This is a genomic window from Gammaproteobacteria bacterium (assembly GCA_016712635.1).
Classification (GTDB): domain Bacteria; phylum Pseudomonadota; class Gammaproteobacteria; order SZUA-140; family SZUA-140; genus JADJWH01.
The window spans coordinates 1-26373 of the sequence record JADJQS010000002.1 but is presented as its reverse complement, the minus strand read 5'-3'; the positions used below and the strand labels follow the sequence as shown (position 1 = coordinate 26373).

Below are 26373 nucleotides of genomic sequence, written 5' to 3'. Positions count from 1 at the left end.
AGGTCATCGATCCGTTGTGAAGAGACTGTTTTAATCAACTGAATCACAGTTCTATTTTCATGAAAAAACCGGGGTGTTCCAGGGTCGTCGTCGGGATGTCCGGGGGAGTGGATTCCTCCGTGGCGGCGCTGTTGCTGCAACAGCAAGGACACGCGACGATCAGCGGTCTGTTCATGAAGAACTGGGAAGAATCAGACCCTGGCGGTGAATGCCCGGCCGAGCGCGACGTGCGCGATGCGCTGGAAGTGTGCGACCGGCTCGGCATCGAGCTCGATGCCGTCAATTTTGCCAATGCTTACCGCGAACGTGTGTTCAGCTATTTCCTGCGGGAATACCAGGCGGGGCGCACGCCGAATCCGGACATCCTGTGCAACAGCGAGATCAAGTTCCGCGTATTCCTCGATCATGCCCTGGCGTCCGGTGCGGAACGGATTGCCACCGGGCACTATGCCCGGGTCGAAGAGCGGGACGGTATTTTCTATCTTCTCAAGGGGCGCGATCCGGACAAGGACCAGAGTTATTTCCTGCATGCATTGACGCAGGAACAGCTTTCCCGTGCCGTGTTCCCGCTCGGCGGCATGCTCAAGAGCGAGGTGCGCCGCATCGCCCGGACCGCCGGTTTCGCCAACCACGCGAAAAAGGACAGCACGGGGATCTGTTTCATCGGTGAGCGCCGGTTCAGGGAGTTTCTCGGCCGCTACCTGCCGGCCCGGCGGGGAGAGATCCGCTCGCTGGATGGTCGTCAGATTGGAGAGCACGAGGGACTCATGTTCTATACTCTCGGACAACGCAAGGGGCTCGGTATCGGCGGCAGCGCCGACGGGAGCGGCGAGGCATGGTACGTCGTGGCGAAGGATCAGCGGGACAACACGCTGGTGGTGGCGCAGGGCCACGATCATCCGTCCCTGTACAGCCGGTCGCTCAGCGTGGAACGGTTTCACTGGATCACCGGACAGGCGCCGGTGCGGCTGCCGTACCGGTGCCGCGCGAAGACCCGCTATCGCCAGGGCGATCAGCCCTGTGTTGTCGAAATCGATCCTGATACGAGGCATTGTCACGTGCTGTTCGATCAGCCGCAGCGCGCGGTGACCCCCGGACAGTACGTGGTGCTGTATGACGGAGATCGCTGCCTCGGAGGAGGGGTGATCGACGCGACCGAGCCGGCGTTTGCCCGGGCGGACATGGCCCGTGTAAGCGGGCTCGTTTGATGAGATTGCTGCGGCGCAGCCACATGTTAAGCCGAAGCTGAGGGGCGGCACCGGAACATGGCAAATTCCATGGAGAATGCGACGCTGGCGCTGGGCGGGGTGTTTCTGGCGACCCATCTGGTGCGGGAAATCGCACACCGCGGTGCGGTGGAGCCCGCGCCATTCGAGGTCTGCATGCGGAGCATATTCGAGCTGGACCCGCCGGATACCGAATCCGTCTACGGCGGCAGGGCCGGCCTGCGTGCCGGGTTGCAGCTGGTGGCCGCCCAGCTTGGCGGGCCGGGCAGCAAGCGCGATTTCGAGATCACCAAGTATGTCGTCGCGGTGCTGCACCTGGAGCGCAAACTGGCGCACGACGCGCCCATGCTGCAGCGGCTGCGCGACGGCGTGGAACGGGTTCGCGCGCAGGCCGGGTATTTTTCCTCGCACACGCATGATAGTGTCGTTGCCGGCATCGCCGATCTGTACGTGAACACCATAAGCACACTGACGCCCCGCATCATCGTCAGCGGCAGCCAGGGGCACCTGAACGACCCGGGCAACGCCAACAAGGTGCGCGCGCTGCTGCTGGCTGCGATCCGTTCCGCGGTATTGTGGCGTCAGAACGGCGGCAGTCGCCTGCAACTCATGTTCAGGCGCCGCCAGATCGCTCAAGTGGCGGACCGACTCATCGTTTAAGAGGAAGAAGCGAGCGTCCAATGGAACTGACTACGTTAACCGCAATTTCACCCATAGACGGCCGCTACGGCGAAAAGGTCAATGACCTGCGGCAGGTCTTCAGCGAATACGGGCTGATCCGCTACCGCGTCATGGTGGAGATCCGCTGGCTGCAGGCGCTCTCCAAGCGGACCGACATCGCGGAGATCGCCCCGTTCAGCGACAAGTCCAATCAGCTGCTGGAAGGCTGCATCGAGAAATTCACCCTCGACGATGCGCAACGCGTGAAGAACATCGAGCGCACCACCAACCATGACGTCAAGGCGGTCGAGTATTTCCTCAAGGAGAAGGTCGCCGGCAACGCAGAGCTGGAGAAGGTGCGCGAGTTTTTCCATTTTGCCTGCACCTCCGAGGACATCAACAACCTGGCCTATGCGCTGATGCTGCGCGAGGCGCGCACAGCGGTGATCCTGCCGCTCATGGACGAGGTCTTAGATAACGTGGTGGCGCTCGCCCATCGCCACGCAGCGTGCGCGATGCTGTCGCGTACCCACGGCCAGCCGGCTACCCCGACCACGCTGGGCAAGGAGATGGCAAATTTCGCGGCGCGGCTGAAGCGCCAGCGCGAACACCTGATCAGCGTACCGCTGCTCGGCAAGATGAACGGCGCAACCGGCAATTACAACACGCACCTCGTCGCGTATCCCGAGGTGGACTGGCCTAAGGTCGCGCGCGATTTCATCGTCGGGGAGCTCGAGCTCGACTGGAATCCGTACACCACCCAGATCGAGCCGCACGATTACATGGCGGAGTACTTCGACGCCATCGCGCGTTTCAATACGGTGCTGATCGGATTCTGCCGCGACATCTGGGGCTACATCTCGCTGGGGTATTTCAGGCAGAAAGCCGTGGCCGGCGAGGTGGGTTCCTCCACCATGCCGCACAAGGTAAACCCGATCGATTTCGAGAATGCGGAGGGCAACCTGGGCGTCGCCAATGCGATCTTCGGCCATCTGACGGAGAAGCTGCCCGTATCGCGCTGGCAGCGTGACCTGACCGATTCGACTGTGCTGCGTAATCTCGGGGTCGGCATCGCGCATGCGGTGATCGCCTTCCAGGCCTGTTTGAAGGGCATGGCAAAACTCTCCGTGGACGAGGCGCGCATCTCCGGCGATCTGGCGGACGCCTGGGAACTCCTTGCCGAACCGATCCAGACCGTGATGCGGCGCCACGGTATCCAGGACTCCTACGAGAAGCTGAAGGATCTGACCCGCGGCCGCCGGGTGGACCGCGCCACCATTCAGGCCTTCATCCAGGGCCTGGAGATACCCGATGCGGCGAAGCGAAGACTGCTCGAGCTGACTCCGGAGCGCTACATCGGTTTCGCCGAAAAACAGGCGAAGAGCATCTGAACGGCGTTGCGCATCCGTCCGGAGGACGCGTCTGTGATGCGGTTCACAGTTGCCCGGCTGGAGGTATGGATAATGGACTGTGCTGGGTTGAGAGGGTGGCGATGCGGCTTTCTTTCCTCCTCCTCCAAAGTCATGCCACCGGATAACCCACGCACCCGGACACGCGCGCTCCCTCCCCATGCGGTCCGGGTTTTTTTTTGCCTTTCGATTCAGCCCGCGCCGGTAAGGCGTGGTCCGCGATGAACACCGGGCCGTTCGAGGCGCGCACATGAAGTCGGTGCGGCTGCGCTTCACAAATTCTCTCGGGATCGAGCTGGGGGCGCGTCTGGACCAACCGGACGCACGCGTGCCCGCGGCATATGCCGTGTTCAGCCACTGTTTCACCTGCAACAAGGACTACAAATACATCCGCCAGGTGTCGCGCGCCCTCACGGAGCACGGTATCGCCGTGCTCTGCCTGGATTTCACCGGCCTGGGGGAGAGCGACGGCAGCTTCGAGGACAGCAATTTCAGCACCAGCGTCGCCGACGTGATCGCGGCGGCAGGTTTCCTCGCCGAGTCATATCGTCCTCCCGCCCTGTTGATCGGGCATTCGCTGGGCGGTACTGTGATGCTCGCGGCGGCCCCGGAACTGCCCTGTGCGCGCGCGGTCGCGACCATAAACGCCCCGTTTGAGCCCAGACATATATTTCATCATTTCAGTGATGTAGAAGATAAAATTGACAGGGAAGGTGAGGCCGAGTCCCGGATCGGCGGCAAGACGTACCGCATCACGCGGCAGCTGCTGCAAGACCTGCGCGGGCGCCGCATGGCGGAGGCGGTCCGCGATCTGGACGCCGCGCTCCTGATCCTGCACGCCCCGGACGACGAGACCGTGGCAATCGAGAATGCCGGACGCATTTTCGAAGCGGCGCGGCACCCGAAGAGCTTCATCGCACTCGACAGCGCCGATCATCTGCTTTCGCACGAGGCGGATGCGCGTTACGCCGGGCAGATGATCGCCGCGTGGTCCGCACGGTATTTCGCGCCTGAAACCGGCGTCGTCGCGGCTGCGACGCGGGAGGCGGGAGCGGTGACCGCCTCCATCGGTACGCGGTCATATCGGACGGAAATCACAGCCGGAGGCCATCGCCTGCTGGCGGACGAACCACCGACCTCCGGCGGGGAGGGCCACGGTCCGACCCCCTATGAACTGCTGGCCGCCTCACTCGGCGCCTGCACCTGCATCACGCTGCGCATGTATGCGGACCACAAAGGCTGGCCGCTGGAGGCGGCCACCGTCCGTCTGCGTCACGAGAAGGTCCACGCGAGCGACTGCGCCGATTGTCCGGACGCACAGCGCCGGATCGACCGTGTCGTGCGCGAGATTGAGTTCACAGGCGGACTGGACGCCGGACAGCGCCAGCGCCTGTTCGAGATCGCTGACCGCTGTCCGGTCCACAGAACACTGCAGGATCACGTCGTGATAGAGACGCGGCCCGGAGAACCGGAGCCGTCATGAAGATCTTTCAGGGCCGCATCATCGAGGTCGAAGTGGAGACCGTCGAGCTCCCGAACGGCAGCAGTCTCGAACTGGAGATCGTGCGCCACCCGGGCGGTGCCGCGGTGGTGGCGCTGGACGAACGCATGCAGGTCTGCCTGTTGCGACAGTACCGCCCCGTGCTCGGTGCATGGCTGTGGGAGCTCCCGGCGGGCAAGATCGATGATGACGAGCCACCGCTCGAGACCGCGCGGCGTGAATTGGCGGAAGAGGCCGGTCTGGCCGCCGGGCGCTGGGTGGAACTCGGCAGCATGGTCAGCTCGCCGGGGGTGTTCACTGAACGCGTCCATTTATATCTGGCGCGCGAGCTTTCGCCGGTGCCGGCGACACCGCATCCGTCCGAGATATTCGAGCTGCACTGGGTATCGCTGCATGACGCGGTGGAACGCGCCCGCAGCGGTGCGATCTCCGACGCCAAGTCCGCGCTTGCCCTGTTCCGGGCGGCCGCCGCGCTCGACATTTACTGATCATCGCGCAGAAGGCGCTGCCCGGCCCGCATGTACCTGCGCGGGAGTTTCACCGCAGTATTCCAGAATCGCCGCGCGCGCCGCATCGCGCAGCGCCTGGGCCGTCTGGCGCGTGTCCCCTGCGCCGGCGCCGAAGTCGCGCGGATGCAGCGGGCGGCCGACGGTGATGTTGACCTCGCCCCGGCGCGGCCACCGGTCCCCGTCCGCGAACAGTGAGCGGCTGCCTTTGATCGCGACCGGCACGACGGGGATATCTTCGCCCGCCGCGGTGATGAAGGCGCCCATGCGAAACGGCAGCAGGCCCGCGTCGCGGCGGATGGTCCCTTCGGGAAAGAACAGCAGTGATCTGCCCTGGCGTGAGAGCGCCGACAGGGCGCGCAGGTCCCGGGTCGCAATACGCGCATTGCGGCGCTCGATAAATTCAGTGCCGATGCGGCGCAGGAACAGGTGAACGGCCGGGTTGGCGCGCAGTTCCGCCTTGGCGACGAAGCTGAAGCTGCGCGGCAGCGCATGGATCAGCAGCGGATTGTCGAGGTAGCTGGAGTGGTTGGCGACCAGGATACAGCGCTGTTCCTGCGCGGGGAGGTGGTGTAGCCCGTGGACGCGCACGCGTATCCCGGTCACCTTAGCCAGCACGCCGATTGCGCGCCGCATCAGACGCCAGCGCATTCCGGTGGAGGGCAGCACCAGCGCCGCCAGCCAGATGAACACCGCGGTACCCCAGAACGCCGCATGGGCGTAGAGCCCGTATAACAGGCCGCCCGAGGGGCGATCCTGGTCCATTCCCACGCTGGTCTTGTCTCCTGGAAACGTCATGCGCCGGCTCCTTGTGCGTGCCTGGTCCGCCGGCGGGCCGGCGCACGCTATTATAATGACCGTATTGTCGGCCGACGAGGTGACGGGGTGAACAAACCTAGAGTTGTGGTGGAATACTGCGCGCGCTGCGGTTTCATGCTGCGCGCCGCCTGGGTCGCGCAGGAGCTGCTGAAGACTTTCGAGGACGAGCTCGCCGAAGTGGTCCTGAGGCCGGGCGGGGGCGGAATATTCGCCGTGAGCATGGATGAGGCGCCGCTGTTCTCGAATAAGGAGGAGGGACGCTTTCCAGAGATGCGGGAGCTCCGTGAACGGCTGGCGCGGGCACTCGGCAGCGACAAGCGCTTCGGTCATGGGACATCCGCGGAAAATCCCTAGTTTTCACCCGGCGGAAGCTGCGGTTGCGGGATTGCGCCGAACTACTCAAGCATGCGCAATCTACGCTATGATGGGCGCCTGACTAGGATGCGGGATGAGCAGCGTGACATACAGTTTTGAGGCAGCCGCCGCCGAGCTGGTCCGGGTTGGTCATGCCGCCGCGGTGCGCGGCTGGGTGCCGGCGACGAGCGGGAATTTTTCCGTGCGCCTGGACAACGGCGAGGTGGCGATCACGGTGTCGGGCGCCCACAAGGGAGAGCTGACGGCGGGCCGCATCATGCGCGTCGACCTGCAGGGGCGGCCGCTGGAGGACAAGCGTCCGTCGGCGGAGACCCTGCTGCACGTCCAGCTCTACCGGCGCGATCCGGCGATCCGGGCCGTGTTTCACACCCATTCGATCGGCAGCACCGTGCTGTCGCGCCTGGCACAGGATGAACTCGTTCTCACCGAGCTCGAGGTGATGAAGGCCTTCGCCGGCATCGATACGCACGAGACGACGCTGCGCGTCCCGGTGTTCGCCAACGACCAGGACATGACGCGCCTGGCGGCGCGCGTCGCAACCTTTCTGGACAGCAACGACCCGGTACCGGGATACCTCATCGCCGGGCACGGGCTGTACACATGGGGGGCTTCCGTGGCCGAGACCCTGCGCCACCTCGAGGCCTTTGAATTTCTGTTTCAATGCGAACTGGAGACGAGGAGGTTAACCGCCCGATGAGCATACTGAGGATCTACGACGAACAGGCGCGTGAACTCGAGCGGCACAGCCGGCACGCGGATATCGCATCCCGCCTGCGGGAGATCGGCGTTGCGTTCGAACGCTGGGAGGCCGGCCGGTCTCTGACACCTGCCGCGACCCAGGACGAGGTGCTCGCGGCCTATAAGTCACAGGTCGAGCGGCTCAACGCCGAATACGGCTTTACCAGCGTGGACGTGGTCAGCCTGCGGCCCGACCACCCCGACCGTGCGGCGATGCGCGGCAAGTTCCTCAACGAGCACACCCATGATGATTTCGAGGTGCGCTTCTTCGTCGAGGGCAAGGGTATCTTCTACCTGCATGCGGCCGACAAGGTGCACGCCATCCTGTGCGAGCAGGGCGACCTGATCAGCGTGCCGGCCGGCACCCGCCACTGGTTCGACATGGGCACGGCGCCGGATTTCAAGTGCATCCGCTTCTTCACCAGGCCGGAGGGCTGGGTGGGCAACTTCACCGGCAGCGACATCGCGCAGCGTTTCCCGACCTTCGACAATCTGGTGCGCGCCGCCGCATGACCCGCGCTGTGCTGACGGACATCGAAGGGACGACCTCGTCGCTCTCCTTCGTCAAGGACGTGCTGTTTCCCTACGCCCGGCGCAACATCGGACGCTTCGTGCGCGAGCACGCCGGCGAGGCACAGGTTGCCGCTCTGCTCGACGAGGCGCGCAGCGAGATGAACGCCCCCGGGGCCAGCATCGACGCGGTCGTTGCGCAGCTCATCGAGTGGATCGACCGTGACCGCAAGGTCACGCCGCTGAAGGCGCTGCAGGGCCTGATCTGGCAGGCCGGCTATGAGGCCGGGGATTTCACCGGACATATATACGAGGATGCCGTGGCCGCACTGCGCGCCTGGCATCAGAGAGGCATGAGTCTCTACGTCTATTCCTCCGGCTCGGTGCACGCCCAGAAGCTGCTGTTCGCACACACCGCCTTCGGAGACCTGACGCCACTGTTCAGCGGCTATTTCGACACCCGCATCGGCGCCAAGGCCGAGACCGCCTCCTACGAGCGCATTGCCGCGCAGATCGGGACTGCGCCGCAGGCGGTCGTGTTCCTCTCCGACATCGTCGCCGAGCTCGACGCCGCGCAGGGGGCGGGCATGCAGACCTGCCAGCTGGTGCGGGAAGGCGACCTCGAGCGGGGTTCGGCGCACCGGCAGGCAAGGGACTTCGGACACATAACACTGGAGGGGATATGAGGATTCTGCCATGACTTCGATTGCGCTGGTTCTGCATCTCCTCTCGGCGGTCGTGTGGATCGGGGGGATGTTCTTCGCCTATATGATCCTGCGGCCGGTTGCGGCAAGCCGCCTCGATCCGCCGCAGCGCCTGACACTGTGGGACGGCGTGTTTGCACGCTTCTTTCCCTGGGTATGGGCCGCCGTCATCATCCTGCCGGCGACCGGCCTGTTCCTGAGCTACCGGCTCTTCGGCGGCATCGGCGGCAGCCCGCCCTTCGTGCACCTGATGCTGGCGCTCGGCACTGCCATGGTGCTTGTCTATTTTCATGTCTACTTCGCGCCGTATCGGCGCCTGCGCGCGGCGGTCGCGGTGTCGGACTGGTCTGCCGGCGGCAAGGCGCTCGCCACGATCCGGAAGCTCGTCGGCCTCAACCTGCTGCTCGGCCTGCTGCTGCTGACCGGCACCGCCGGTGGGCGGTTCATGGTCTGAGACGGAGAACAGCGTGATGGGTGATCATGGCCTCATGCCGGCCCATCACTCGTCACCCGGCCCGCAGCATCGTCCATGTTTACATCCAGCAAGGTAGCCAAACATGTCCGCCACCGCCCATGTCGTTCTGCTGACGTTCGACCTGATGATACCGTTCTCGCAGTCACTCAAGGCGAAACGCAGGGTGATCAAGAGCCTGAAGGATCGGGTGCGGGGTCGCTTCAACGCGGCTGTGGCCGAGATCGACTATCTGGAGGAATGGCAGCGTGCGCTGATCGGCGTCGCGCTGCTCGGGAACGATCCCCGGCATCTCGAGCAAGGCTCCAGCGCGATCAACCGCATGATCGGCGATATCGCCGACATCCAGCTGTTGAACGCCAGGCTGGAATGGCTGTAACGCAGCCTGCTGCGGCAGCTCGCTGCACGGGAACCTGGAAACTACAAGCGACCAGCAGATGAGCAGACGTGGATTCTCACGGCGGGCCCCCCAGGCCGGCATCGACGCGGAGCCGCGCCTGGCGCGCGTCGATGCCCTCAACGACGACGGTCGAGGGGTGGCGCGTGTAGATGGAAAGGTGACATTCATCGACGGTGCCCTGCCGGGCGAACTGGTCAAATACCGCGTGCTCAAGGGCAAGCGCAACCTTGACCAGGGCGAGCTGGTGGAGGTCGTCGAGCCCTCGGGGCAGCGGGTGACGCCTGCCTGCGGCCATTTCGGCGTCTGCGGCGGATGCAGCCTGCAGCATCTGGACGCCTCGGCGCAGATCGTCGAAAAGGAACGCATCCTGCGCGACAAGCTGCGCCAGTTCGGCGGCGTTGAACCGGAGGGCTGGCTGGCGCCTCTGACCGGCCCGGTCTGGGGCTACCGGCGCAGCGCGCGCCTCGGCGTGCGCAACGTGCCGAAGAAGGGCGGCATCATCATCGGCTTCCGCGAGCGGCGCAGTTCCTACCTGACACCGCTGCTCGACTGCCGCACGCTCGATGAGCGCGTCGCCCGTCTGCTGCCGGCTCTGGTCGGGCTCATCGGCGGACTGTCACGCAACGACCGCATCCCGCAGGTCGAGGCGGCCTGCGGCGACGACGAGGCGGCGCTGGTGTTCCGCCATCTCGAACCGTTCAGCCCGGCGGATCTCGCGCGCCTCTCCGCCTTCGGACGCGACAACGGCGTGCGGGTCTACCTCCAGCCGCAGGGACCGGAGAGTGTCGCGCCTCTGGAGCCGGCCGATCCGCAACCACTCAGTTACCGCCTGGCGGAATTCGACGTCACCATCCATTTCCGGCCGACCGATTTCATCCAGGTGAACGCCGGGATCAACCGCCGGATGGTGGCGCAGGCCGTGCACCTGCTGGACCCGCAGCCGGCGGAGCGGGTCGTCGACCTGTTCTGCGGGCTGGGCAATTTCACGCTGCCGCTCGCGCGCCGCGCCGGGCAGGTGGTCGGGGTCGAGGCCGAGCGCAGACTGGTGCTCGGCGCACGCGAAAACGCCGCGCGCAATGCCATCGCCAATGCTGAATTCCGCCAGGTGGATCTGTACGACGAGGCACAGGCGCGGGATTTCTGGTCCGGCGCGCGTTTCGACAAGCTCCTCATCGACCCGCCGCGCAGCGGGGCGATCGAAGTGCTCAAGCACCTGCCGGAGGCCGGTGTGCGGCGGCTGGTCTACGTCTCGTGCAATCCCGCCACACTGGCGCGCGACAGCGAATACCTGGTGAACTCGCGCGGCTACCGTATGACCCTGGCCGGCGTGATGGACATGTTCCCGCACACCAGCCATGTCGAGTCCATCGCGGTGTTTGAATATTAGAGAATGGGGACAGACTTGAGTCTGTCCCCATACCTGATCCGTAATGCCTTCCCGTTCAGCTCCCGTTCAGCCAACGGTCGCTATGCTTCCTTCCAAGGCCAGGGAGGAGAGGCCGCGACACGGCGGGAAGCCAGTTCACAACGAGGAGGCAAACCATGAAAACACGACACCTGATCCTAGGCGTAATCGCCGCGGCGGCGACCATCGTATCGGTCCAGGCACCGGCGGCGATGGGCAGGGACGAGGGCCTGGCGCTGGCGCAGCAGAGCGGCTGTCTCGCCTGTCACAGCATCGAGAAGAAGGTGGTCGGCCCGGCGTGGCAGGACGTCGCCGCGCGCTACAAGGGCAATGCCGCGGCGCGCGCCGATCTGATAGCCAAGGTCAAGAGCGGCGGCAAGGGCAACTGGACCGAGGTGACTGGCGGCGTGCCGATGCCCCCCTACAGCCCGCGCGTGACGGATGAGAACATCGCGGCCTTGGTGGATTTCGTGCTGTCCCTCTAGGCATGCCGGCTCCGGCGCCGCGCCTATTGACCGGGCGCGGTGCCGGCCGCCTGTAGGAAAGCCGTAGCTTTATGCTATCGTCTCCCGAGGTTGGCGTGAGGGTGAGCGATGGCATGAGGGTACTGGTTGTCGAGGACGAGGCCGACCTGCGCCGGCAACTGTCCGACCGCCTGCACGAGGACGGCTGGGCAGTCGACGCTGCGGCGGACGGGGAGGAGGGACTCTACCTCGGCCGCGAATATCCTTTCGACGTGGCGGTGGTGGACCTCGGCCTGCCGAAGCTCACCGGCATCGAGCTGATCCGCCGCCTGCGCGCCGATCAGAGGAAGTTTCCGATCCTGATCCTGACCGCACGCGGGCGCTGGCAGGACAAGGTCGAGGGGCTGGAGTCCGGGGCGGACGATTACCTGGTAAAGCCGTTTCACGTCGAGGAACTGCTGGCGCGCCTCAAGGCGCTGGTGCGGCGCAGTGCCGGCTGGACGAAACCCGTTCTGGCGTGCGGGCCGATCCGGCTCGACACGGCGGCCAGAACGGTCACGGTGGAGGGCGTGCCGGTCGAGCTCACGACCTTTGAGTACCGCGTCCTGGAGCAGCTCATGCTGCGCCCGGGCGCGGTACTCTCCAAGACGGAACTCACTGAACATCTCTACGACCAGGATTCCGACCGCGACAGCAATGTGATCGAGGTCTTCATCGGGCGCCTGCGCCGCAAGCTCGATCCGGCCGAGCGCCATCACCCGATCGACACCGTCCGCGGCCAGGGTTACCGATTCGCGCTGAAGCCGGACTCCGCATGACCCTGTCGCTCAATCTCCGCCTCTTCCTCGCCGCGAGCGCGGTGCTCGCCGCGTTCTTCGGCGTCACCGGCCTGGTGCTGGACAAGGTGTTTTACGCCACGGCGCGCAGCGCATTGCAGGAACGACTGCAGTCCTACGCCTATTCGCTCATCGCCGCCGCGGAGCTCGATGCGGGAGGCGCGGTGCTGCTGGCGCACCCGACCATCGCTGATGAACGTTTCTTCAGGCTTGACTCGCGTATCTACGCGCGCATTGTGCGCAATGACGGGCGCTATCTCTGGCGCTCGCCCTCGAGTTTCGCGGTGGAGCCGCCGTTTCCCGCCGGCTTCGAGCGTACCCAGCGCGCATTCGCGCCGCTGACGCTTCCGGGTGGCGCCGAGTTGCTCAGTTTCAATACCGGCGTCGCCTGGAGCGGCGATACGCCGCGCGAACGCGTCTACACCGTGAACGTCGCCGAGGACCTGAGGGATTTCAACGCCCAGATCCGCGGTTACCGCCGCACCCTGTGGGGGGCGCTCGGCATCGTCGCCGTCGTCCTGCTGGCGGTGCAGGGGGCGGTCCTGCGCTGGGGCTTGTCGCCGTTGCGGCGCGTCGCCGCGGACCTCGCCGCCATCGAGGATGGCCGGAAGGTCGAGCTCGACGCGGATTATCCGCGCGAACTGCTGGGCCTCACCACCAATCTGAACACGCTGGTGCGCCGGGAACGCGAGCGGCGCGAGCGTTACCGCCACGCGCTCGACGATCTGGCGCACAGCCTGAAGACCCCGCTTGCAGTGCTGCGCGGGGCGACCGAGGCCCATTCCGCGCCGCAGGACCTGGATATCGCGGTGCGCGCCCAGGTCGACCGCATGGCGGAGATCGTCGATTACCAGCTGCGCCGCGCCTCCACCTCCGGTCGCAGCGTGATGGAGGCCGCCGTACCGGTCGCCGTCGTCGCGCGCAAGGTGGCCGACGCGCTTGCCAAGGCCTACCGCGACAAGCAGGTGCATTGCAGTCTAGATATCGACCCTGAGCTGCACTTCCATGGCGACGAGGGCGACCTGATGGAGATTCTCGGAAACCTGCTCGACAACGCCTACAAATGGTGCCGGCACGAGGTGAGACTGACGGCAGGTCCGGTCACCGCCGGATCGGGTGATGCGTGCGATATCACACTCCGCGTCGAAGATGACGGGCCCGGGATGCCGGAGGCCATCGGCGACCGCCTGTTCGAGCGCGGCGCGCGCGCGGACACGGCGCGCGAAGGCCATGGCATCGGGCTTGCGGTGGTGCGCGATATTGCGCGGGTCTATGGCGGCTCGGTCGAGCTCGCGCGCGGCAAGTCGCTGGGCGGGGCGGAAGTCAGGGTAAATATGTGAGGCGTGAGGCGTTAGGTGTGAGGAGAAAAAGAACCAGGAATTTAATCCACAATATGCTTGACAGGAAAAGCCAGTCCGGCAGGCTTTTCTGCCTCACGCCTCACGCCTCACGCCTCACGCCTCACGCCTCACGCCTCACGCCTCACGCCTCACGCCTCACGCCTCACGCCTCACGCCTCACGCCTCACGCCTCACGCCTCACGCCTCACGCCTCACTTCCCCAGGAGCACGTCCTTCGCCTGATTGATCCTGGCGGCCAGGTAATCCGACCCGCCGCGGTCGGGGTGGAACTTCTGCATCAGGCGGCGGTGCGCGGTGATGATTTCCTGGTCGCTGGCGCCGGACTCCAGACCGAGGATCTCGTAGGCCTCGCCGCGGGTCATGGCGCCTGCGGAGGCTGCGCCTCCGGCGCCCGCGGAATCGGCGCCGGCCTGCGCATGCCAGGCCTCGCCATGCACGCGGTCGAGGTAGGCCTGGATCAGGCGGGCGGATTCCTCGTCCTGGGTTCGGCATTCTCGCCACAGTTCGACTGCCTGGGCCAGCGACAGCTCGCTCAGACGCCTGCCCTTCAGTCCACCCGTCAGGACGATGCCGTCGATCTCGCCGCTGGCGTGATTCAGGCTCATGCGCACGTAGCGGCTCTCCACCTGCGATGACTGGCCCGCCTGCGAACCGGCGCCGGCAGCGCGCCCTGTCTGGTAACGCTGATAGAGCCGCTTCACGACAGGGATGTATTGCAGCATGGGGAGCAGGCGCGGCAGGAATGCTATTGCGGCGCCGATCGCGGCGAACAGCCAGTTCAGATGGCCGCGCGCGGCGAGCAGGATCAGCAGGCCCGCGCCGAGATAAAACGGCAGGCGGCGCAGCATGCGGCGGGCATCCTGCGGAGACGTGCGCGCGAACCAGCGGATCGCGAAGAGTATCAGGAAGAGGAACGCCGCGGCGGCGAGCAGCTTCAACAGCATCGGCCTCAGTCCTTGCTGATCTGGTGGGCGAGGCGGTGCACGACCTCTCCGGCGCCGCGGCTGAAATCGGCCAGCGCCTGGCGGCCACCCGCGGCATAGACGGCGACAGCGTTCAACAGGTCGCGCAGCTGCTGCGGGCTGGAGGTGTCGAACGGGCAGTAGGCGCCGCGGCTCAGGCGCGCGATCTCGCGGAACACGCGGCCGGCGGCGGGGTCGCCGCCTTCGTGAAACACGAACACCGGCAGGCCGCGCAACCCGAGCTCTCCGGCACGCCGCCACAGCGGTTCAGGATCCTCTTCCACGTAATCGCCGACGTAGACGAGCGCATCGACACGCCCGCCGCTGACCTCGTCCTGCGCATGCCGAAGGACCTGCTCAATCTGCGTATGACCGGCCTGGCAGGATACCTCGCTCATGTTCGCGAGCAGCCGTTCCGGGGTGTTCGTCCAGGGGCAGCAATGAAATTCCAGCAAGCCGCGGAAATAGCACAAGCGGATCTCCAGGCCGCCGAGCGCGGCGGTCTGCGTGAACATCTGCGCCTGGATATGGCAGGCCTGGTCCCAGGTCGGTTGCCGGCTCGCGGTGGCGTCCATGGCGAAGATGAGCCTCCCGCGCCGTGCGGGCACGGTGACCCTGGGTGTGGCGGCGAGCGTGCGCAGGAAGCCGTCTATCTCCGCGCGCCTGGATTCACCGCTGAGGGCCTTGTCGTCTTTGCTCATGCCGGGAAACGCTGCACAGGGGCGCGGGTCATGTCAAGCCGCGCAACGCTGAACGGGGCTGGCCGGGCAGGCGGTGACCATCTTGATGTGCACGTATGCTTGCTCGCTATTGTCAACGACAGTGATGCCCCCTATTCTAGCGCAAGACCGCCGCGGAAAGCTTGCGCGGTCCCGGAAACCATACCGGCGGAGCAGTGAGCCAGGGAGTGACCAAGCACATGCCATCACCCGATGAATTCGAGCTGGATACCGCGTCCGACCCCGGCGATCGCATCGAGGTGCTCGACGGCGATATCACGCGCATCAGGGTTGACGCCATCGTCAATGCCGCCAACGAGACCCTGCTCGGCGGCGGCGGCGTGGACGGCGCCATCCACCGCGCGGCCGGACCGGATCTGTTGCGCGAGTGCGAAACGCTGGGTGGCTGTGAAACCGGGCAGGCGAAGATCACGCGCGGTTACCGCCTGCCGGCCAGCTACGTGATCCACACGGTCGGACCGGTGTGGCGCGGCGGCGGACACGGCGAGGCCGGATTGCTCGCCTCGTGTTACCGCAGTTCCCTGCGCCTTGCCGTGCAGCATGGATTGGAAACCGTTGCCTTTCCCGCCATAAGCTGCGGTATCTACGGCTATCCGGTCGATCAGGCCGCGCGCGTCGCGGTGCGCACGGTGCGCGAGTTCCTCGCCCACGACGCGACGCTCGCCAGGGTTACCCTGGTCTGTTACGGCCGGGAGATTCTCGACGCGTATCAGCAGGCGATAGCCTCCCGTTAGACAGACCGGTTGACGCGTGGCGAGCCGGGTAGAAATGCGGGTGCACAGGCCGCGAAACATCTGCCACCAGACCACCAGCGCAGGAGCACACAGATGAACAAGGATCCGATCGGAGAGAACACGGAAACAGGCGAAACTGAGGTGCGCCGGCGCGGACGCGGCATCGTGCCGGGGATCGCTGCCGTGATCGTGATCATCGTCGGCGGATATCTCTACCTCACTTACCAGGACAGGCAGTCCGGCGCCCCGGCGCCGGCACCGCAGGCGGTCGAGGAGGCGCCACCGCAGGAGCCTGATGCCCTGGTGCGCAATCCGGTACCAGAGGCCGCGCCGACCGAGCCTGCGGATCCGTTTGCCGCGCTGCTGCCCGACCCGCTGCCGGCGCTCGGCGACAGCGACGCCGTGATGCTCAAGCTCGCCGAATTCCTGCTTGCCCGGCCGGATCTGGTCGCACTGGTGGTACCGCAGGAGGTGATACGGCGTATCGTAATCACCGTGGAAAACATCCCCGCCCGCAATGTTCCGCAGAATCGTCTCCCGCTGATGCAGCCGGAAGGCAAATTCGCGTCGGTGAAGGGCGGCGAAGAGTTCGTTATCGATGAGGCCAACTATGCGCGCTACACCCGCTACGCCGCACTGATGGACGCCATCGACGCCAGGCGCCTCGTTGACGCCTATGTCCACCTCTATCCGCTGTTCCAGAATGCCTACCGGGAGCTGGGCTATCCCAAGGCCTATTTCAATGACCGTCTGATACTCGCGATCGACAATCTGCTCGCAACGCCCGAGGTGACGGGGCCGGTCTCGCTGGTTCAGCCCGCGGTGTTTTTCCGCTATGCCGATCCGGGGCTCGAGGCCTTGTCGGCGGGCCAGAAGCTCCTGCTGCGCATGGGGCCGGAAAACGCGGCGGTCGTGAAGGTCAAGCTGGCGGAACTGCGCAAGGAACTGATGCGCTGACCCTCCGTTTCAGTGCAGTGCGCTGGCCAGCCTGCGGCGGAAGCGGCTGACCAGTTCCGGCTGGCCGGACATCAGGTCGAAGGCCATGAGCAGCGCCTTGCGCGCACCGTCGTCGCGGAATTTCCGGTCGCGGCGGATAATTTCCAGCAGCTCTTCCATGCCCTGTTCGGCGGCGGTATCCACGATCCGGCGCAGCGCGAGCAGATAGCAGGCATCGAGGCCGCCGGGGTTGGTGCCGATGCGAACCTCCAGCTCTGCCGTATCGGGCGCGCCTTCGAGCTCCCGCAGAAAAAAGACGCGGGCGAGCAGGGTCTGCACCTCTGCCGACCGCTGCGCCTCCGGCGGCAGACCGTCCAGCAGCTCCAGCGCCGCCACCAGTGCGCCGTCCCGCAGCGCAAGGCCGGCAAGATCCAGTGTAACGCCGTGATTGCCGGGATCGGTGCGATGGGCTGTCTCGAGAAGTTCACGCGCCTGCGCGGTGTCGCCGGCATCCAGGAGGGTCCGCGCCTCGGCGCGCAGCGTGTCCGACGCGCGTTCAATGTGACGGTCTATCAGTTGGCGGATCACGCCTTCCGGCTGTGCGCCGACGAAACGGTCGACGGCCTCGCCGTGGCGGATCACGAGCACGGTCGGCAGGCTGCGCACGCCGTACCGTGTGGCGAGATCCTGTTGTTCATCGCTGTTTACCTTGGCCAGCAGGAACTTGCCGCGGTATTCCCCGGCGAGCTGCTGCAGTACCGGCATCAGCGCCCGGCAGGGGGCACACCAGTCTGCCCAGAAATCGACCAGCACCGGGACGGAGCGGGATCGCAGCAACACCTCATCAGCGAAGGTCTGCGCCGTGGCTTCGAAGATGTATGGCGACTCCGTCATGCGATATTTAATATCATATTTTTGTGATTATTATTTGTTTTAATTGGGTTTATTTAGTTATTTGATCAACGGCGTCGGCCAGGTCGCGCACTGCGCCGGATACGATGACCGGATATTCATACCCCGTCTCCAGTCGGGCCAGCGGTGGCGGCAGGCGCTCGAGCTGATGCTGGGTGCGCCGCCGGATCTGTTCGAGCGATTCCGCCGCGGCGAGGCGGTGGCCGCCCAGCATGAAGAGCTGGACCAGCGCCTCCCCGTCCTGACGGTCGTCCTCCAGGGTCAGGATATCTTCCTTCATACGTCCCTCGGCGTCGTAGCGGCGGAACACCTGTTTGCGTCCCGGCCAGGTGGCCTTGCCTTCGGATCGCTTGCGGCGGGCCACGCCGGCATACTCCTGCAGCTTGTAGGCGCAGTCGAGGTAGGGTGCGTCGGAGGAGGTGTCGAGGTGGGTGCCGATGCCGAAACCGTCGATCGGGGCGCCGGCGGAGAGCAGCCGCAGCAGTTTGGTCTCGTCCAGCCCGCCGCTGCAGAAGATCCCGGTGGCGTCCAGGCCGCCCGCGTCGAGGATGGCGCGGACACGCCGGCTGTGCTCGAGCAGATCTCCGCTGTCGAGGCGCACGGCCTTGATCTCGATGCCCCGGTCGCGCAGACGCGGCGCGAGGCGCACCACCTTCCGCGCCGCCGCCTCGGTGTCGTAGGTGTCGATGAGCAGGACGACTCCGCCGCGACTGGATGCGGCGAAATCCTCGAAGGCGGCGCCTTCGTCATCATGTGCCTGTATGAAGGAATGTGCCATGGTGCCGAAGATCGGGATGCCGTAGTGAGGCTCCGCCAGCACCGTTGAACTCCCTGCGAAGCCGGCGAGGTACGATGCGCGGGCGGCGAACATCCCGGCCTCGGCCCCATGGGCACGGCGCAGGCCGAAATCCACCAGCAGCTTGCCTGGCGCCGCCAGCACGCAGCGTGCCGCCTTGCTCGCGATCAAGGTCTGAAAGTGCAGGATGTTGATCAGGCGGCTTTCGACCAGCTGTGCCTGTGGCAGCGGAGCGGTGACCCGCAGGATGGGTTCCCCGGCGAAACACAGCGTGCCTTCGGGGAGGGCGTGCACATCACCTGTGAAGCGCAGCGACGCGAGCCGGTCGACGAAGCCTGCGTTGAAGCGGCCGCACGTACTGAGCCATTCCAGTTCATCGGGTGTGAAATGCAGATGCGCGAGGAAATCGAGCGCCTGTTCGAGGCCTGCCGCCAGCAGGAAACCGCGCCCGGGAGGGAGTCGGCGCACGAAGAATTCGAATACGGCCGTCTCTTCCATGCCGCGGTCGAAATACGCCTGCAGCATGGTGAGCTGGTAGAGATCGGTCAGCAGCGGGCTGGCGGAAGGATTCATCGCAGGCAGGCGGGGGCCTCAGTCGGCTGCGACCGCGAAATATTCCACCGGTATCGCTCCAAGCCGCTCCATTTCTTGCACAGCCTGCGCTCCATCCCGGGCATGGATGTTCACCGCCCGGCAGGCGTCGCGCAACAGCACAGCACGCAGGCCCGCGGCGAGCGCATCCCTGACCGTGCTGAGCACGCAATAATCCGTGGCCAGGCCGCCGACGAAGACACGGCTTACGCCCAGCCGTTGAGCCGAGGGCCGAGGTCGGTGCCTTCGAAGGCCGAATATGCATCTTTTCCGGGATCCGTGCCTTTCGAGATCACGGGGGTGTCAGGAGAGAGGGCCAAACCGGGGCCGAATTCCGCCCCGTGGCTGCCGGCAACGCAATGCGGCGGCCAGGGACCGCCCCGCGGCTTGAACGAACAATGATCCTCCGGATGCCAGTCGCGCGTTGCGAAAATGGGCAGGCCGCGCGCGAGGAACAGCGCGATGTAGCGGTTGAGTGCGGGGATCACCTCGTCGCCGTGACCGACGGCGAGGCTGCCGCCTGGCAGAAAATCGTTCTGGACGTCGACGAGTATCAAGGCGTCGCCTTTTGCCGGAGCGGGGCTTGCTTTCCCTGTCATCATTGCGCGCGATCTGCTCCGGGTTGGTACGGGGCCTTCGCTGATAATAACAAATCAGGGCCGAGCCTCAACCCCGTGACAGCGGGTCACGGTGCGATGGTGGCAGAGGAGGCGGGTCAGGTATACTGCAGTCCTGTTGCCTGAACGGAATTTCCCTTTCGTACGACCACCATGACAACGTACACCCTTTCCGCCGGCGCCGTCATCGTACGCCAGCCGGACCGTGAGCCGCGCTATCTGCTGTTGCGCGCACGCGATTACTGGGATTTTCCCAAAGGCATCGTCGAGGAAGGCGAGGAGCCGCTTGCCGCGGCGGTGCGCGAGATCGAGGAGGAGACGACGCTGACCGGCCTCGCCTTTCCCTGGGGCGCCGATTTCCGCGAAACCCCGCCCTACGGCCGGGGCAAGGTCGCACGCTACTATCTGGCAGATTCGCCGCGCGGCGAGGTCGATCTCCCTGTCAGTCCGGAGCTCGGTCATCCGGAACACGACGAGTTCCGCTGGCTGGCCTATGACGACGTCGTCGTGCTGCTCAATGACCGCCTGCGCCCGATCATGGCCTGGGCACACGAGATGGTCATGCGTGGACGGCCGGCCGGAGGCGGTGCGCCCTGAAGCCGATTACGGGAATTTCCTGGGTTTCAGCACGGTGATGTTCTCGCCGTTGCCGATTTTGTCGAGATAGGCCGGCATCAGGAACGTGTTTTCGAAGTCGTCCGCGGACACCGGCTTGCTCAGGTAAAAGCCCTGCATGTAGTCGCACTGCTGCTGCTGCAGGAACGCCTTCTGCTCTGCGTTTTCGACCCCCTCGGCGACCACCTTGAGGTCGAGGCCCTTGGCCATGGCGACCACGCCGGTGACGATGGCGACGTCTTCGGAATCCTTGGGAATATCCTGTACGAACGAGCGGTCGATCTTGATGATGTCGATCGGGAAGCGCTTCAGGTAGGCCAGCGAGGAATAGCCGGTGCCGAAGTCGTCGATGGCGAGCAGTATGTTCATCTCCTTCAGCTTGCGGAAGATCTGAATCATCTCCTCTGCGTGTTCCATGATCACGCTCTCGGTGATCTCGAGCTCCAGACAATCCGGCGGTATTCCGGTGGTGTCGAGGATGTCGGCGATGACCGCGATGAAGTCGTTCTTCTCCAGTTGTCGCGCCGAGATGTTGATGGCAAGACGCAGCGGTCCGTAGCCGCGGTCCAGCCAGCTGCGCAGCTGGCGGCAGGATTCGCGCAGAACCAGCTCGCCGATAGGATTGATGAGGCCGGTCTCCTCGGCGAGCGGGATGAACTCCAGCGGAGAGATCATGCCGCGCTCCGGATGCATCCAGCGCACAAGTGCCTCGGCGCCGACGATCTTGCCGGTCTTGAGGTCCTCCTGGGGCTGGTAATAGACGATCAGTTCGTTGCGCTCCAGCGCACCCCGCAGGCCGTGCTCGAGTTCGAGGCGCTCGGAGGCCCCGGCCTCCATGTCCGCCTCAAAGAACTTGTATTCGTTCCTGAAACGTTTGGCATGGAACATCGCCGTATCGGCGTGTTTCATCAGTGTGGCCAGGTCGGTGGCGTCGCCCGGGAACATTGAGATGCCGATGCTGACCGATACGAAGATCTCCTGGTCGAGGAAGGCCACCGGCTTGGAAAACGAGGCGCTGATCTTGCGCGCGATGGCATCGAGAATGTCGCGCGATCCGACGTTGTCCAGCACGACGGTGAACTCGTCCCCGCCGAGGCGTGCGACCAGGTCGTCGTCGCGCACGCAGTTATGGATGCGCTCCGCGACGATCTTGAGCAGCATGTCGCCGGCATCGTGTCCGAGTGTGTCGTTGACCAGCTTGAAGCGGTCAACGTCGAGGAACATGATCGCCAGGGGTTCCTTGCTGTCGCGCCTGGCCTCGAGCAGGTTGCTCAGGTGGCTGGTGAAGCGGGCGCGGTTCGGCAGTCCAGTGAGCGTGTCGTTGAAGGCGAGATGCCGCATGTGACGCTCGGCGCGGCTGGCATGCATGAGGTGGGCGATGCGTCGGCGCATCACGGAAAAGTTCACCGGCTTTGAGATGTAATCGGTCGCGCCGACGGAGAATGCCCGCTCGATGGAGTCCTCGTCGTCGAGTCCGGTGATGATCAGGATCGGCGTGTGCGCGCTCTCCGGTATCTGGCGTATCTGTTGACAGGCCGAGAAGCCGTCCATGACCGGCATCTTGGCGTCCATCAGGATAAGGTCGGGTACGCGATACCTGCACAGCTCGATCGCCTTTGCGCCATCCTCCGCCTCGATCACGTTATATCCTTCCTCCTCGATGATGTTGCGGAAGGCGAAGCGGGTCGAGCGGTCGTCGTCGACCACCAGTATGAATGCGCTATGGTGCTTCTTTTCCCGGTCGCGCGGCTGCTGTCCCGCCAGCTCGGTTTTCAGCAGGCCCTTCAGTACCTTTGCCTCCGCCACGGCCGAGGCGAACAGTTCGCGCACCGCGGCGGCATCACCGGCGTTGTTCGCGGTTTCAATGCGCCGGCACAGGTCGGCGAGTTTGTTGGCACCGATATTGAACGAGCTTCCCTTGATCGTATGGGCGATGTTCCCGATCTGGTCTTTTTTGCCCTCGTTGACGGCCGTTCCCAGCTCGTCCATATAGACCGGAATGTCTTCCAGGAACACATTGATCATGTTGACGAAGGCATCACCGATGGTTTCGCGCAGTTCGGCGAAAAATTCCCGATCAATGGATTCGTCGTTGTTCCGGGTTTCGTGCGCCCTGGCCTGCAGGGTGCGGGCCGATTTCCTGGGCTCCTGTTCCACGCCCGGCTTCAGCCATTTCTTCACGACCTCGCCCAGGACGGTGAGCTTGAGCGGTTTCGAGATATAGTCATCCATGCCTGCCTGCAGGCATTTTTCTATGTCACCCTCGAGTGTATTCGCGGTCATGGCGACGATCGGCGTGCGTTTCCTTCCCGCTTCCTGGGTGCGGATGTGGGCGGTGGCTTCATAGCCATCCATGCCCGGCATATTGCAGTCCATCAGGATGACGTCGAAGTCCTGATGCCGCAGTCTTTGCAGCGCTTCTATGCCTCCTGACACGAGTACGGACTTTATCCCGAGCCGTTCGAGCATTCCGGCGACGACGATCTGATTCGCCCGGTTGTCCTCCACGACCAGCACCCCGGCTCCATGAACGGGTATATCCTTGTCCGGCAGCGCGAGCGGCTGGCTCGCGGCCTGGCCCATATTCGCCAGCAGGCACTTATACAGAAGACTGACGCGCAGCGGCTTGTCGAGATAACAGCCATGCTCCAGGCTTTCGAAATGGCCATGTGACGTCGGTGCGTTGGTCATCAGTATCAGCTTGCCCTGCATGAACGCCGGGTGTTTCGCCAGGATATCCGTATGGCTGCCACCGGAGATGCCGTGCAGGCTGTCATCGAGGAGTATGAAATCGACGTGCTTTCCGCGCGACTTGCCGGCCATGAGGAGATTGATCGATTCCTGGACGGTATCCGCATACAGGCATTCGATGCGCCAGCTTTCGCACAGCTGTCCGATCATCTGGCGGACGATCTCGCTGTCATCCACGACGAGCACGCGCAGGCCGGCCAGTGCGGAATAGTCCTCGTCTGCAGCCGGGAAGGCATCCTGCCGTTCCAGCGGTAGTGTGAACCAGAAGATACTGCCTCCCGCAGGGTTTTCATTGATGCCGATCCGCCCGCCCATGATCTCGATGATCTGCTTGCTGATGGCAAGACCGAGGCCGGTGCCCCCGTATTTGCGCGTAGTGGAGGCATCGGCCTGCCGGAAAGGCTCGAAGATCTTTTCTCTGACCTCCACCGGCACGCCGATCCCGGTATCCCGCACTTCGAATCGCAGTGTGGGCTTGCCTGGGTCTGAGGCCTCATCCTGGCCGACGTAAACAGAGATTTCACCCGTTTCGGTGAATTTGATCGCATTCCCTATGAGGTTGATCAGGATCTGCTGCACCCGGTTGACGTCGCCGAGCAAGTACATCGGGAGTTCGCGCTGGATGGAGAATCCCAGGTCCAGCCCCTTGCGGCGCGCCTGACTGCCCACCAGTCCGACAACTTCATCCAGCACCTTGCGCAGCGAGAAGGATTCATTGTGAATGACGAGATTGCCGGAGTCATTGCGCGAGAAATCAAGGATATCGTTGATCAGCGTCAACAGGGTTTCACCTGAATTCTTCGCTACCTCCACGTAGTCCGCCTGCTTGGGATTCAGGCCCATGCCCTGCAGGAGTTCGAGCATGCCGAGGACGCCGTTGAGCGGGGTGCGCAGTTCATGGCTGACGGTGGCGGCGAATTCACCTTTGATGCGCGCCGACTCCAGCGCTGCATCGCGTGCGCTCTTGAGCTCGTCATCGCGGGCATCGAGCACCTGCATCATCTTGTTGAAGGCGTTCTGCATCAGGATGACGTCCTTGGGGCCCTCGATGGCCGCCCGCACATCCTTTTCGCCTGATGTCGCCTTGTGCATCGTGTCCGCGAGTTTCTTGATCGGCTGCGTCACGCGCCTCGTTACGAAGAGCAGGACGAGCAGCAGTGTGACGGCAAGTGCCAGGGAGACCAGGAAGTTGGTTTTAAGGATGCCGTCCGCCAGCGTATGGAGCGTGTTCTTCCCCATGGCAAGCTGGACGTAGCCAAGCAGTTCCGGTTTCGCCGGATTGACGGTGAAGGGCGATTCGTTCGCCAGCGAAGAAACCGGCGTGGTGTAGACGGGGGAAAGAAAATACCAGGCAGAGTCGGTCTCCCGCGCCAGCATGGCCCGCGCGGGTGCGACATTCAGCGAGTCCAGGACCTGGGTCGCGTCGCCGATCGCCAGCAGGACAGTATGTTCCGTATCGAAGATTGCCACCCCCAGCACGTCGGGCGATGTGAGCAGGGCCTCGGCATAGTCGCGGCCATTCTCCTCGCTGTGGTAGAGCAGGGCGAGCGTGCTTTGTGAGGCCAGTGTTTCGACGGATTGGTAGCCCTCCATCACCAGGCGGTCGTACACGGCCCGGCTCGACAGCATCGATATCACGATCGAGGAAACGAGCGAGGTGAGCAGGATTCCGATGCCGAACGTGATCGTCAGCTGCTGGCGGAATCCCAGTCGTTTTACCGTTTTTGCCGCGTTCATTCCCATATTGGCTCGTCAGCGCGACGGAAACACCAGGTCGAAGCTGTTCGCCTCTTCACGGGAGAATTTGATGTCCAGATGTGCTGCAGTCCTGACATTGAAGGCGATCAGCAGGTCGCGCAGCGCTTCGATGTTCTGGGCAGCGGGATCGACCCGGTATCCGGGCGCTTGCAGGCGCCTGGCCATGGCGCCGAGGCTGCGCCCCATGTTGTAGTTGTCCGGGTACAGGGCGAACAGCACGCCCTTCTTGACGAAAGACGGGTTGCTTGAAAAGACAATCAAACGCCTGTCCCAGGCTTCCTTCAGGATCATCGGCAGTATCGCCTGCTCATCCAGCACTGCGCTGTCTTGGGGCAACCACAGGGCGTCGGAGTCGCTCAGCTGATTATTTAGAATTTCTCGATATTTATTAGCGGCTTCCTGCAGATTTTCTGCAGGCACCGCATGCAGGCTGAGGCCGAGATCCTGTGCAGCGCGGGTCGCCTTGTCAATCATCCAGCCATCCTGTTCGCGCTGGTAGATGACGTGAACCCGCGTAACCTTGGGGACGATGGTCTTGAGACGCTGGAGAAGGGCGACTGGATCAGGGTTGAGCGTGATGCCGTAAAATGTGCCGCCCAGCAACTCCGGTGACATGTTGACTGCTCCGACGACCATCGGGATTTCACGCGGCAGTACAGAGGCCACGGTGAATGCCTGGTTGCCTAGAGTTACGACCGACCCGATGTTGTTCTGACGTGTCCACTCCAGTACCTCGGCGGCGCTGTCCGTACTGGTCAGGGCGCGAGCCTCGATATTGCCGCCCAGAGATTCATCGATCCCCTTGATGATACTCATGAACACGCTGCGGAACGGCTCGCGGATGTCGGGATAGAGTACCGCCGTGGTTACCGGCTGGGCGAGTGAAAACGTCGGGAAAAAGAGTACGATACCGGCAAGCGCCGCAAATAATACGGATCGCCCGATATTTTTATTTATGCTTCTAATATCGGTCATGTGAGTTGTGATATGACGCGCCTGATAAACTATCGGCGCCTCCTCCAGATTATCGGAGGATATTAAATTATTCCCCGAAGTAATAACCGTCCGGATTTATCCGGGCCACCAGCTGTCAGTCAAATCGATAAGACGCTTCGGCAAAAAAACTTCTCTCGGCCAACGGGAGGTCGTTTGGTGTCAGGGCAAGACCCGCGATCAGAGGTGTCCTGTTCGGGAACAGCCTGGGGCTTGGCTCGCGCGCATCAGCGTCAAAGAGATTGAGTGCAGAGATGACGAATTCCCACGGGGAATTGACCGGCATGAAGCGGATATTTGCGTCTACCGTGGTGTAATCATCAATCGCTGGCCGTGAATCGGCAACGTCGCGTTCACGATCGCCAACCCAGTTTGCCTGTGCGTTCGCGCTCCAGCCGGGTGCCGGCTTCCACTCTGCGCGGACGTAGGCCTGATGTTGTGGCGCATTGGCAACATCGTTGTCAGAATCATCCTCTACCGAGCGCTGGAGTGAATAGTTTCCACTGATGCTGACATCTGAACCAGCGTCATAGACTGCTTCGAGCTCGAAGCCCCGTCCATTGATTTCACCCGTATTCTGCG

26 protein-coding genes and 1 pseudogene are annotated in these 26373 nt (G+C 64.1%); 18 read left to right on the top strand and 9 right to left on the bottom strand.

The genetic code is table 11. The features are described from left to right. The first annotated feature begins 59 nt into the window (after positions 1 to 59). From mnmA to IPK65_03225, 5 genes are all read left to right on the top strand, one after another. Entirely contained in the window at positions 60 to 1208 is a 1149-nt protein-coding gene (mnmA, locus tag IPK65_03245; protein MBK8162190.1) for a tRNA 2-thiouridine(34) synthase MnmA, read from the top strand. A 57-nt stretch (positions 1209 to 1265) separates the two neighbouring features. Then, positions 1266 to 1886, top strand: coding sequence for a high frequency lysogenization protein HflD (gene hflD, locus IPK65_03240; protein ID MBK8162189.1), 621 nt, complete (start codon positions 1266 to 1268; stop codon positions 1884 to 1886). Between the two features lie 20 nt (positions 1887 to 1906). Then, a complete protein-coding gene (gene purB / locus IPK65_03235) occupies positions 1907 to 3277 on the top strand; it encodes an adenylosuccinate lyase (GenBank protein ID MBK8162188.1) in 1371 nt (456 codons plus the stop codon). A 268-nt stretch (positions 3278 to 3545) separates the two neighbouring features. Next, the gene (locus IPK65_03230) at positions 3546 to 4778 is read left to right on the top strand and encodes an alpha/beta fold hydrolase (GenBank protein MBK8162187.1); all 1233 of its coding nucleotides are present in this window, start codon (positions 3546 to 3548) and stop codon (positions 4776 to 4778) included. Continuing rightward, the gene (locus IPK65_03225; protein ID MBK8162186.1) at positions 4775 to 5284 is read left to right on the top strand and encodes an NUDIX hydrolase; all 510 of its coding nucleotides are present in this window, start codon (positions 4775 to 4777) and stop codon (positions 5282 to 5284) included. The genes IPK65_03230 and IPK65_03225 overlap by 4 nt, the downstream gene beginning before the upstream one ends. Here IPK65_03225 and IPK65_03220 read toward each other — a convergent pair whose 3' ends face one another. Continuing rightward, the gene (locus IPK65_03220; protein ID MBK8162185.1) at positions 5285 to 6100 is read right to left on the bottom strand and encodes a 1-acyl-sn-glycerol-3-phosphate acyltransferase; all 816 of its coding nucleotides are present in this window, start codon (positions 6098 to 6100) and stop codon (positions 5285 to 5287) included. An 87-nt stretch (positions 6101 to 6187) separates the two neighbouring features. Here IPK65_03220 and IPK65_03215 point away from each other — a divergent pair, with 87 nt between their 5' ends. The 10 genes from IPK65_03215 to IPK65_03170 all read left to right on the top strand — a co-directional run bounded on the left by IPK65_03215 (position 6188) and on the right by IPK65_03170 (position 13365). Then, positions 6188 to 6475 carry an Rdx family protein gene (locus tag IPK65_03215; protein ID MBK8162184.1) on the top strand — a complete coding sequence of 96 codons (288 nt, stop codon included), beginning with the start codon at positions 6188 to 6190 and terminating at the stop codon, positions 6473 to 6475. Between the two features lie 94 nt (positions 6476 to 6569). Next, complete coding sequence (locus IPK65_03210; GenBank protein ID MBK8162183.1) at positions 6570 to 7193, top strand: methylthioribulose 1-phosphate dehydratase; 624 nt, start codon at positions 6570 to 6572, stop codon at positions 7191 to 7193. After that, the gene (locus tag IPK65_03205; protein MBK8162182.1) at positions 7190 to 7747 is read left to right on the top strand and encodes a cupin; all 558 of its coding nucleotides are present in this window, start codon (positions 7190 to 7192) and stop codon (positions 7745 to 7747) included. Before IPK65_03210 ends, IPK65_03205 begins: the two co-directional genes overlap by 4 nt. Then, positions 7744 to 8430 carry an acireductone synthase gene (mtnC, locus tag IPK65_03200; protein MBK8162181.1) on the top strand — a complete coding sequence of 229 codons (687 nt, stop codon included), beginning with the start codon at positions 7744 to 7746 and terminating at the stop codon, positions 8428 to 8430. Before IPK65_03205 ends, mtnC begins: the two co-directional genes overlap by 4 nt. Positions 8431 to 8440: 10 nt before the next feature. Beyond that, positions 8441 to 8902: a CopD family protein gene (locus IPK65_03195; GenBank protein MBK8162180.1), complete on the top strand. Its 462-nt coding sequence runs from the start codon at positions 8441 to 8443 to the stop codon at positions 8900 to 8902. A 103-nt stretch (positions 8903 to 9005) separates the two neighbouring features. Then, complete coding sequence (locus IPK65_03190) at positions 9006 to 9299, top strand: DUF503 domain-containing protein (GenBank protein MBK8162179.1); 294 nt, start codon at positions 9006 to 9008, stop codon at positions 9297 to 9299. Positions 9300 to 9357: 58 nt separating this feature from the next. Continuing rightward, positions 9358 to 10707, top strand: a complete 1350-nt coding sequence (gene rlmD, locus IPK65_03185; protein ID MBK8162178.1) for a 23S rRNA (uracil(1939)-C(5))-methyltransferase RlmD — start codon at positions 9358 to 9360, stop codon at positions 10705 to 10707. A gap of 155 nt (positions 10708 to 10862) precedes the next feature. Next, on the top strand, positions 10863 to 11210 hold the full coding sequence (locus tag IPK65_03180) for a c-type cytochrome (protein ID MBK8162177.1): 348 nt from the start codon (positions 10863 to 10865) through the stop codon (positions 11208 to 11210). A gap of 113 nt (positions 11211 to 11323) precedes the next feature. Further along, on the top strand, positions 11324 to 12007 hold the full coding sequence (locus tag IPK65_03175; protein ID MBK8162176.1) for a response regulator transcription factor: 684 nt from the start codon (positions 11324 to 11326) through the stop codon (positions 12005 to 12007). After that, positions 12004 to 13365, top strand: a complete 1362-nt coding sequence (locus tag IPK65_03170) for a GHKL domain-containing protein (protein MBK8162175.1) — start codon at positions 12004 to 12006, stop codon at positions 13363 to 13365. Before IPK65_03175 ends, IPK65_03170 begins: the two co-directional genes overlap by 4 nt. Positions 13366 to 13577: 212 nt before the next feature. Here the strand turns inward: IPK65_03170 and IPK65_03165 are convergent, their stop codons facing one another. Continuing rightward, on the bottom strand, positions 13578 to 14330 hold the full coding sequence (locus IPK65_03165; GenBank protein ID MBK8162174.1) for a DnaJ domain-containing protein: 753 nt from the start codon (positions 14328 to 14330) through the stop codon (positions 13578 to 13580). Positions 14331 to 14335: 5 nt separating this feature from the next. After that, positions 14336 to 15049, bottom strand: a complete 714-nt coding sequence (locus IPK65_03160; GenBank protein MBK8162173.1) for a VWA domain-containing protein — start codon at positions 15047 to 15049, stop codon at positions 14336 to 14338. Positions 15050 to 15267: 218 nt separating this feature from the next. Between IPK65_03160 and IPK65_03155 the strand changes: the two genes are divergently transcribed. Then, a complete protein-coding gene (locus IPK65_03155) occupies positions 15268 to 15822 on the top strand; it encodes an O-acetyl-ADP-ribose deacetylase (GenBank protein MBK8162172.1) in 555 nt (184 codons plus the stop codon). Positions 15823 to 15915: 93 nt separating this feature from the next. Then, positions 15916 to 16779, top strand: coding sequence for a DUF3014 domain-containing protein (locus IPK65_03150; protein ID MBK8162171.1), 864 nt, complete (start codon positions 15916 to 15918; stop codon positions 16777 to 16779). A 9-nt stretch (positions 16780 to 16788) separates the two neighbouring features. Here the strand turns inward: IPK65_03150 and trxA are convergent, their stop codons facing one another. From trxA to IPK65_03135, 3 genes and pseudogenes are all read right to left on the bottom strand, one after another. Continuing rightward, a complete protein-coding gene (gene trxA / locus IPK65_03145) occupies positions 16789 to 17652 on the bottom strand; it encodes a thioredoxin (GenBank protein MBK8162170.1) in 864 nt (287 codons plus the stop codon). A 49-nt stretch (positions 17653 to 17701) separates the two neighbouring features. After that, positions 17702 to 19039, bottom strand: coding sequence for a nicotinate phosphoribosyltransferase (locus IPK65_03140; GenBank protein ID MBK8162169.1), 1338 nt, complete (start codon positions 19037 to 19039; stop codon positions 17702 to 17704). Between the two features lie 18 nt (positions 19040 to 19057). Further along, positions 19058 to 19656 (bottom strand): annotated as a pseudogene (locus IPK65_03135) (isochorismatase family protein). A gap of 171 nt (positions 19657 to 19827) precedes the next feature. Between IPK65_03135 and IPK65_03130 the strand changes: the two are divergent. After that, positions 19828 to 20271, top strand: coding sequence for an NUDIX domain-containing protein (locus IPK65_03130; protein MBK8162168.1), 444 nt, complete (start codon positions 19828 to 19830; stop codon positions 20269 to 20271). Positions 20272 to 20277: 6 nt separating this feature from the next. On the opposite strand, the gene IPK65_03125 is transcribed toward IPK65_03130, so the two are convergent. The 3 genes from IPK65_03125 to IPK65_03115 all read right to left on the bottom strand — a co-directional run. Beyond that, complete coding sequence (locus tag IPK65_03125; GenBank protein MBK8162167.1) at positions 20278 to 24777, bottom strand: EAL domain-containing protein; 4500 nt, start codon at positions 24775 to 24777, stop codon at positions 20278 to 20280. Between the two features lie 15 nt (positions 24778 to 24792). Next, positions 24793 to 25773 carry an ABC transporter substrate-binding protein gene (locus tag IPK65_03120; GenBank protein MBK8162166.1) on the bottom strand — a complete coding sequence of 327 codons (981 nt, stop codon included), beginning with the start codon at positions 25771 to 25773 and terminating at the stop codon, positions 24793 to 24795. A gap of 115 nt (positions 25774 to 25888) precedes the next feature. Continuing rightward, positions 25889 to 26373: TonB-dependent receptor (locus IPK65_03115; GenBank protein ID MBK8162165.1), on the bottom strand; the 485-nt coding region annotated here is incomplete at its 5' end.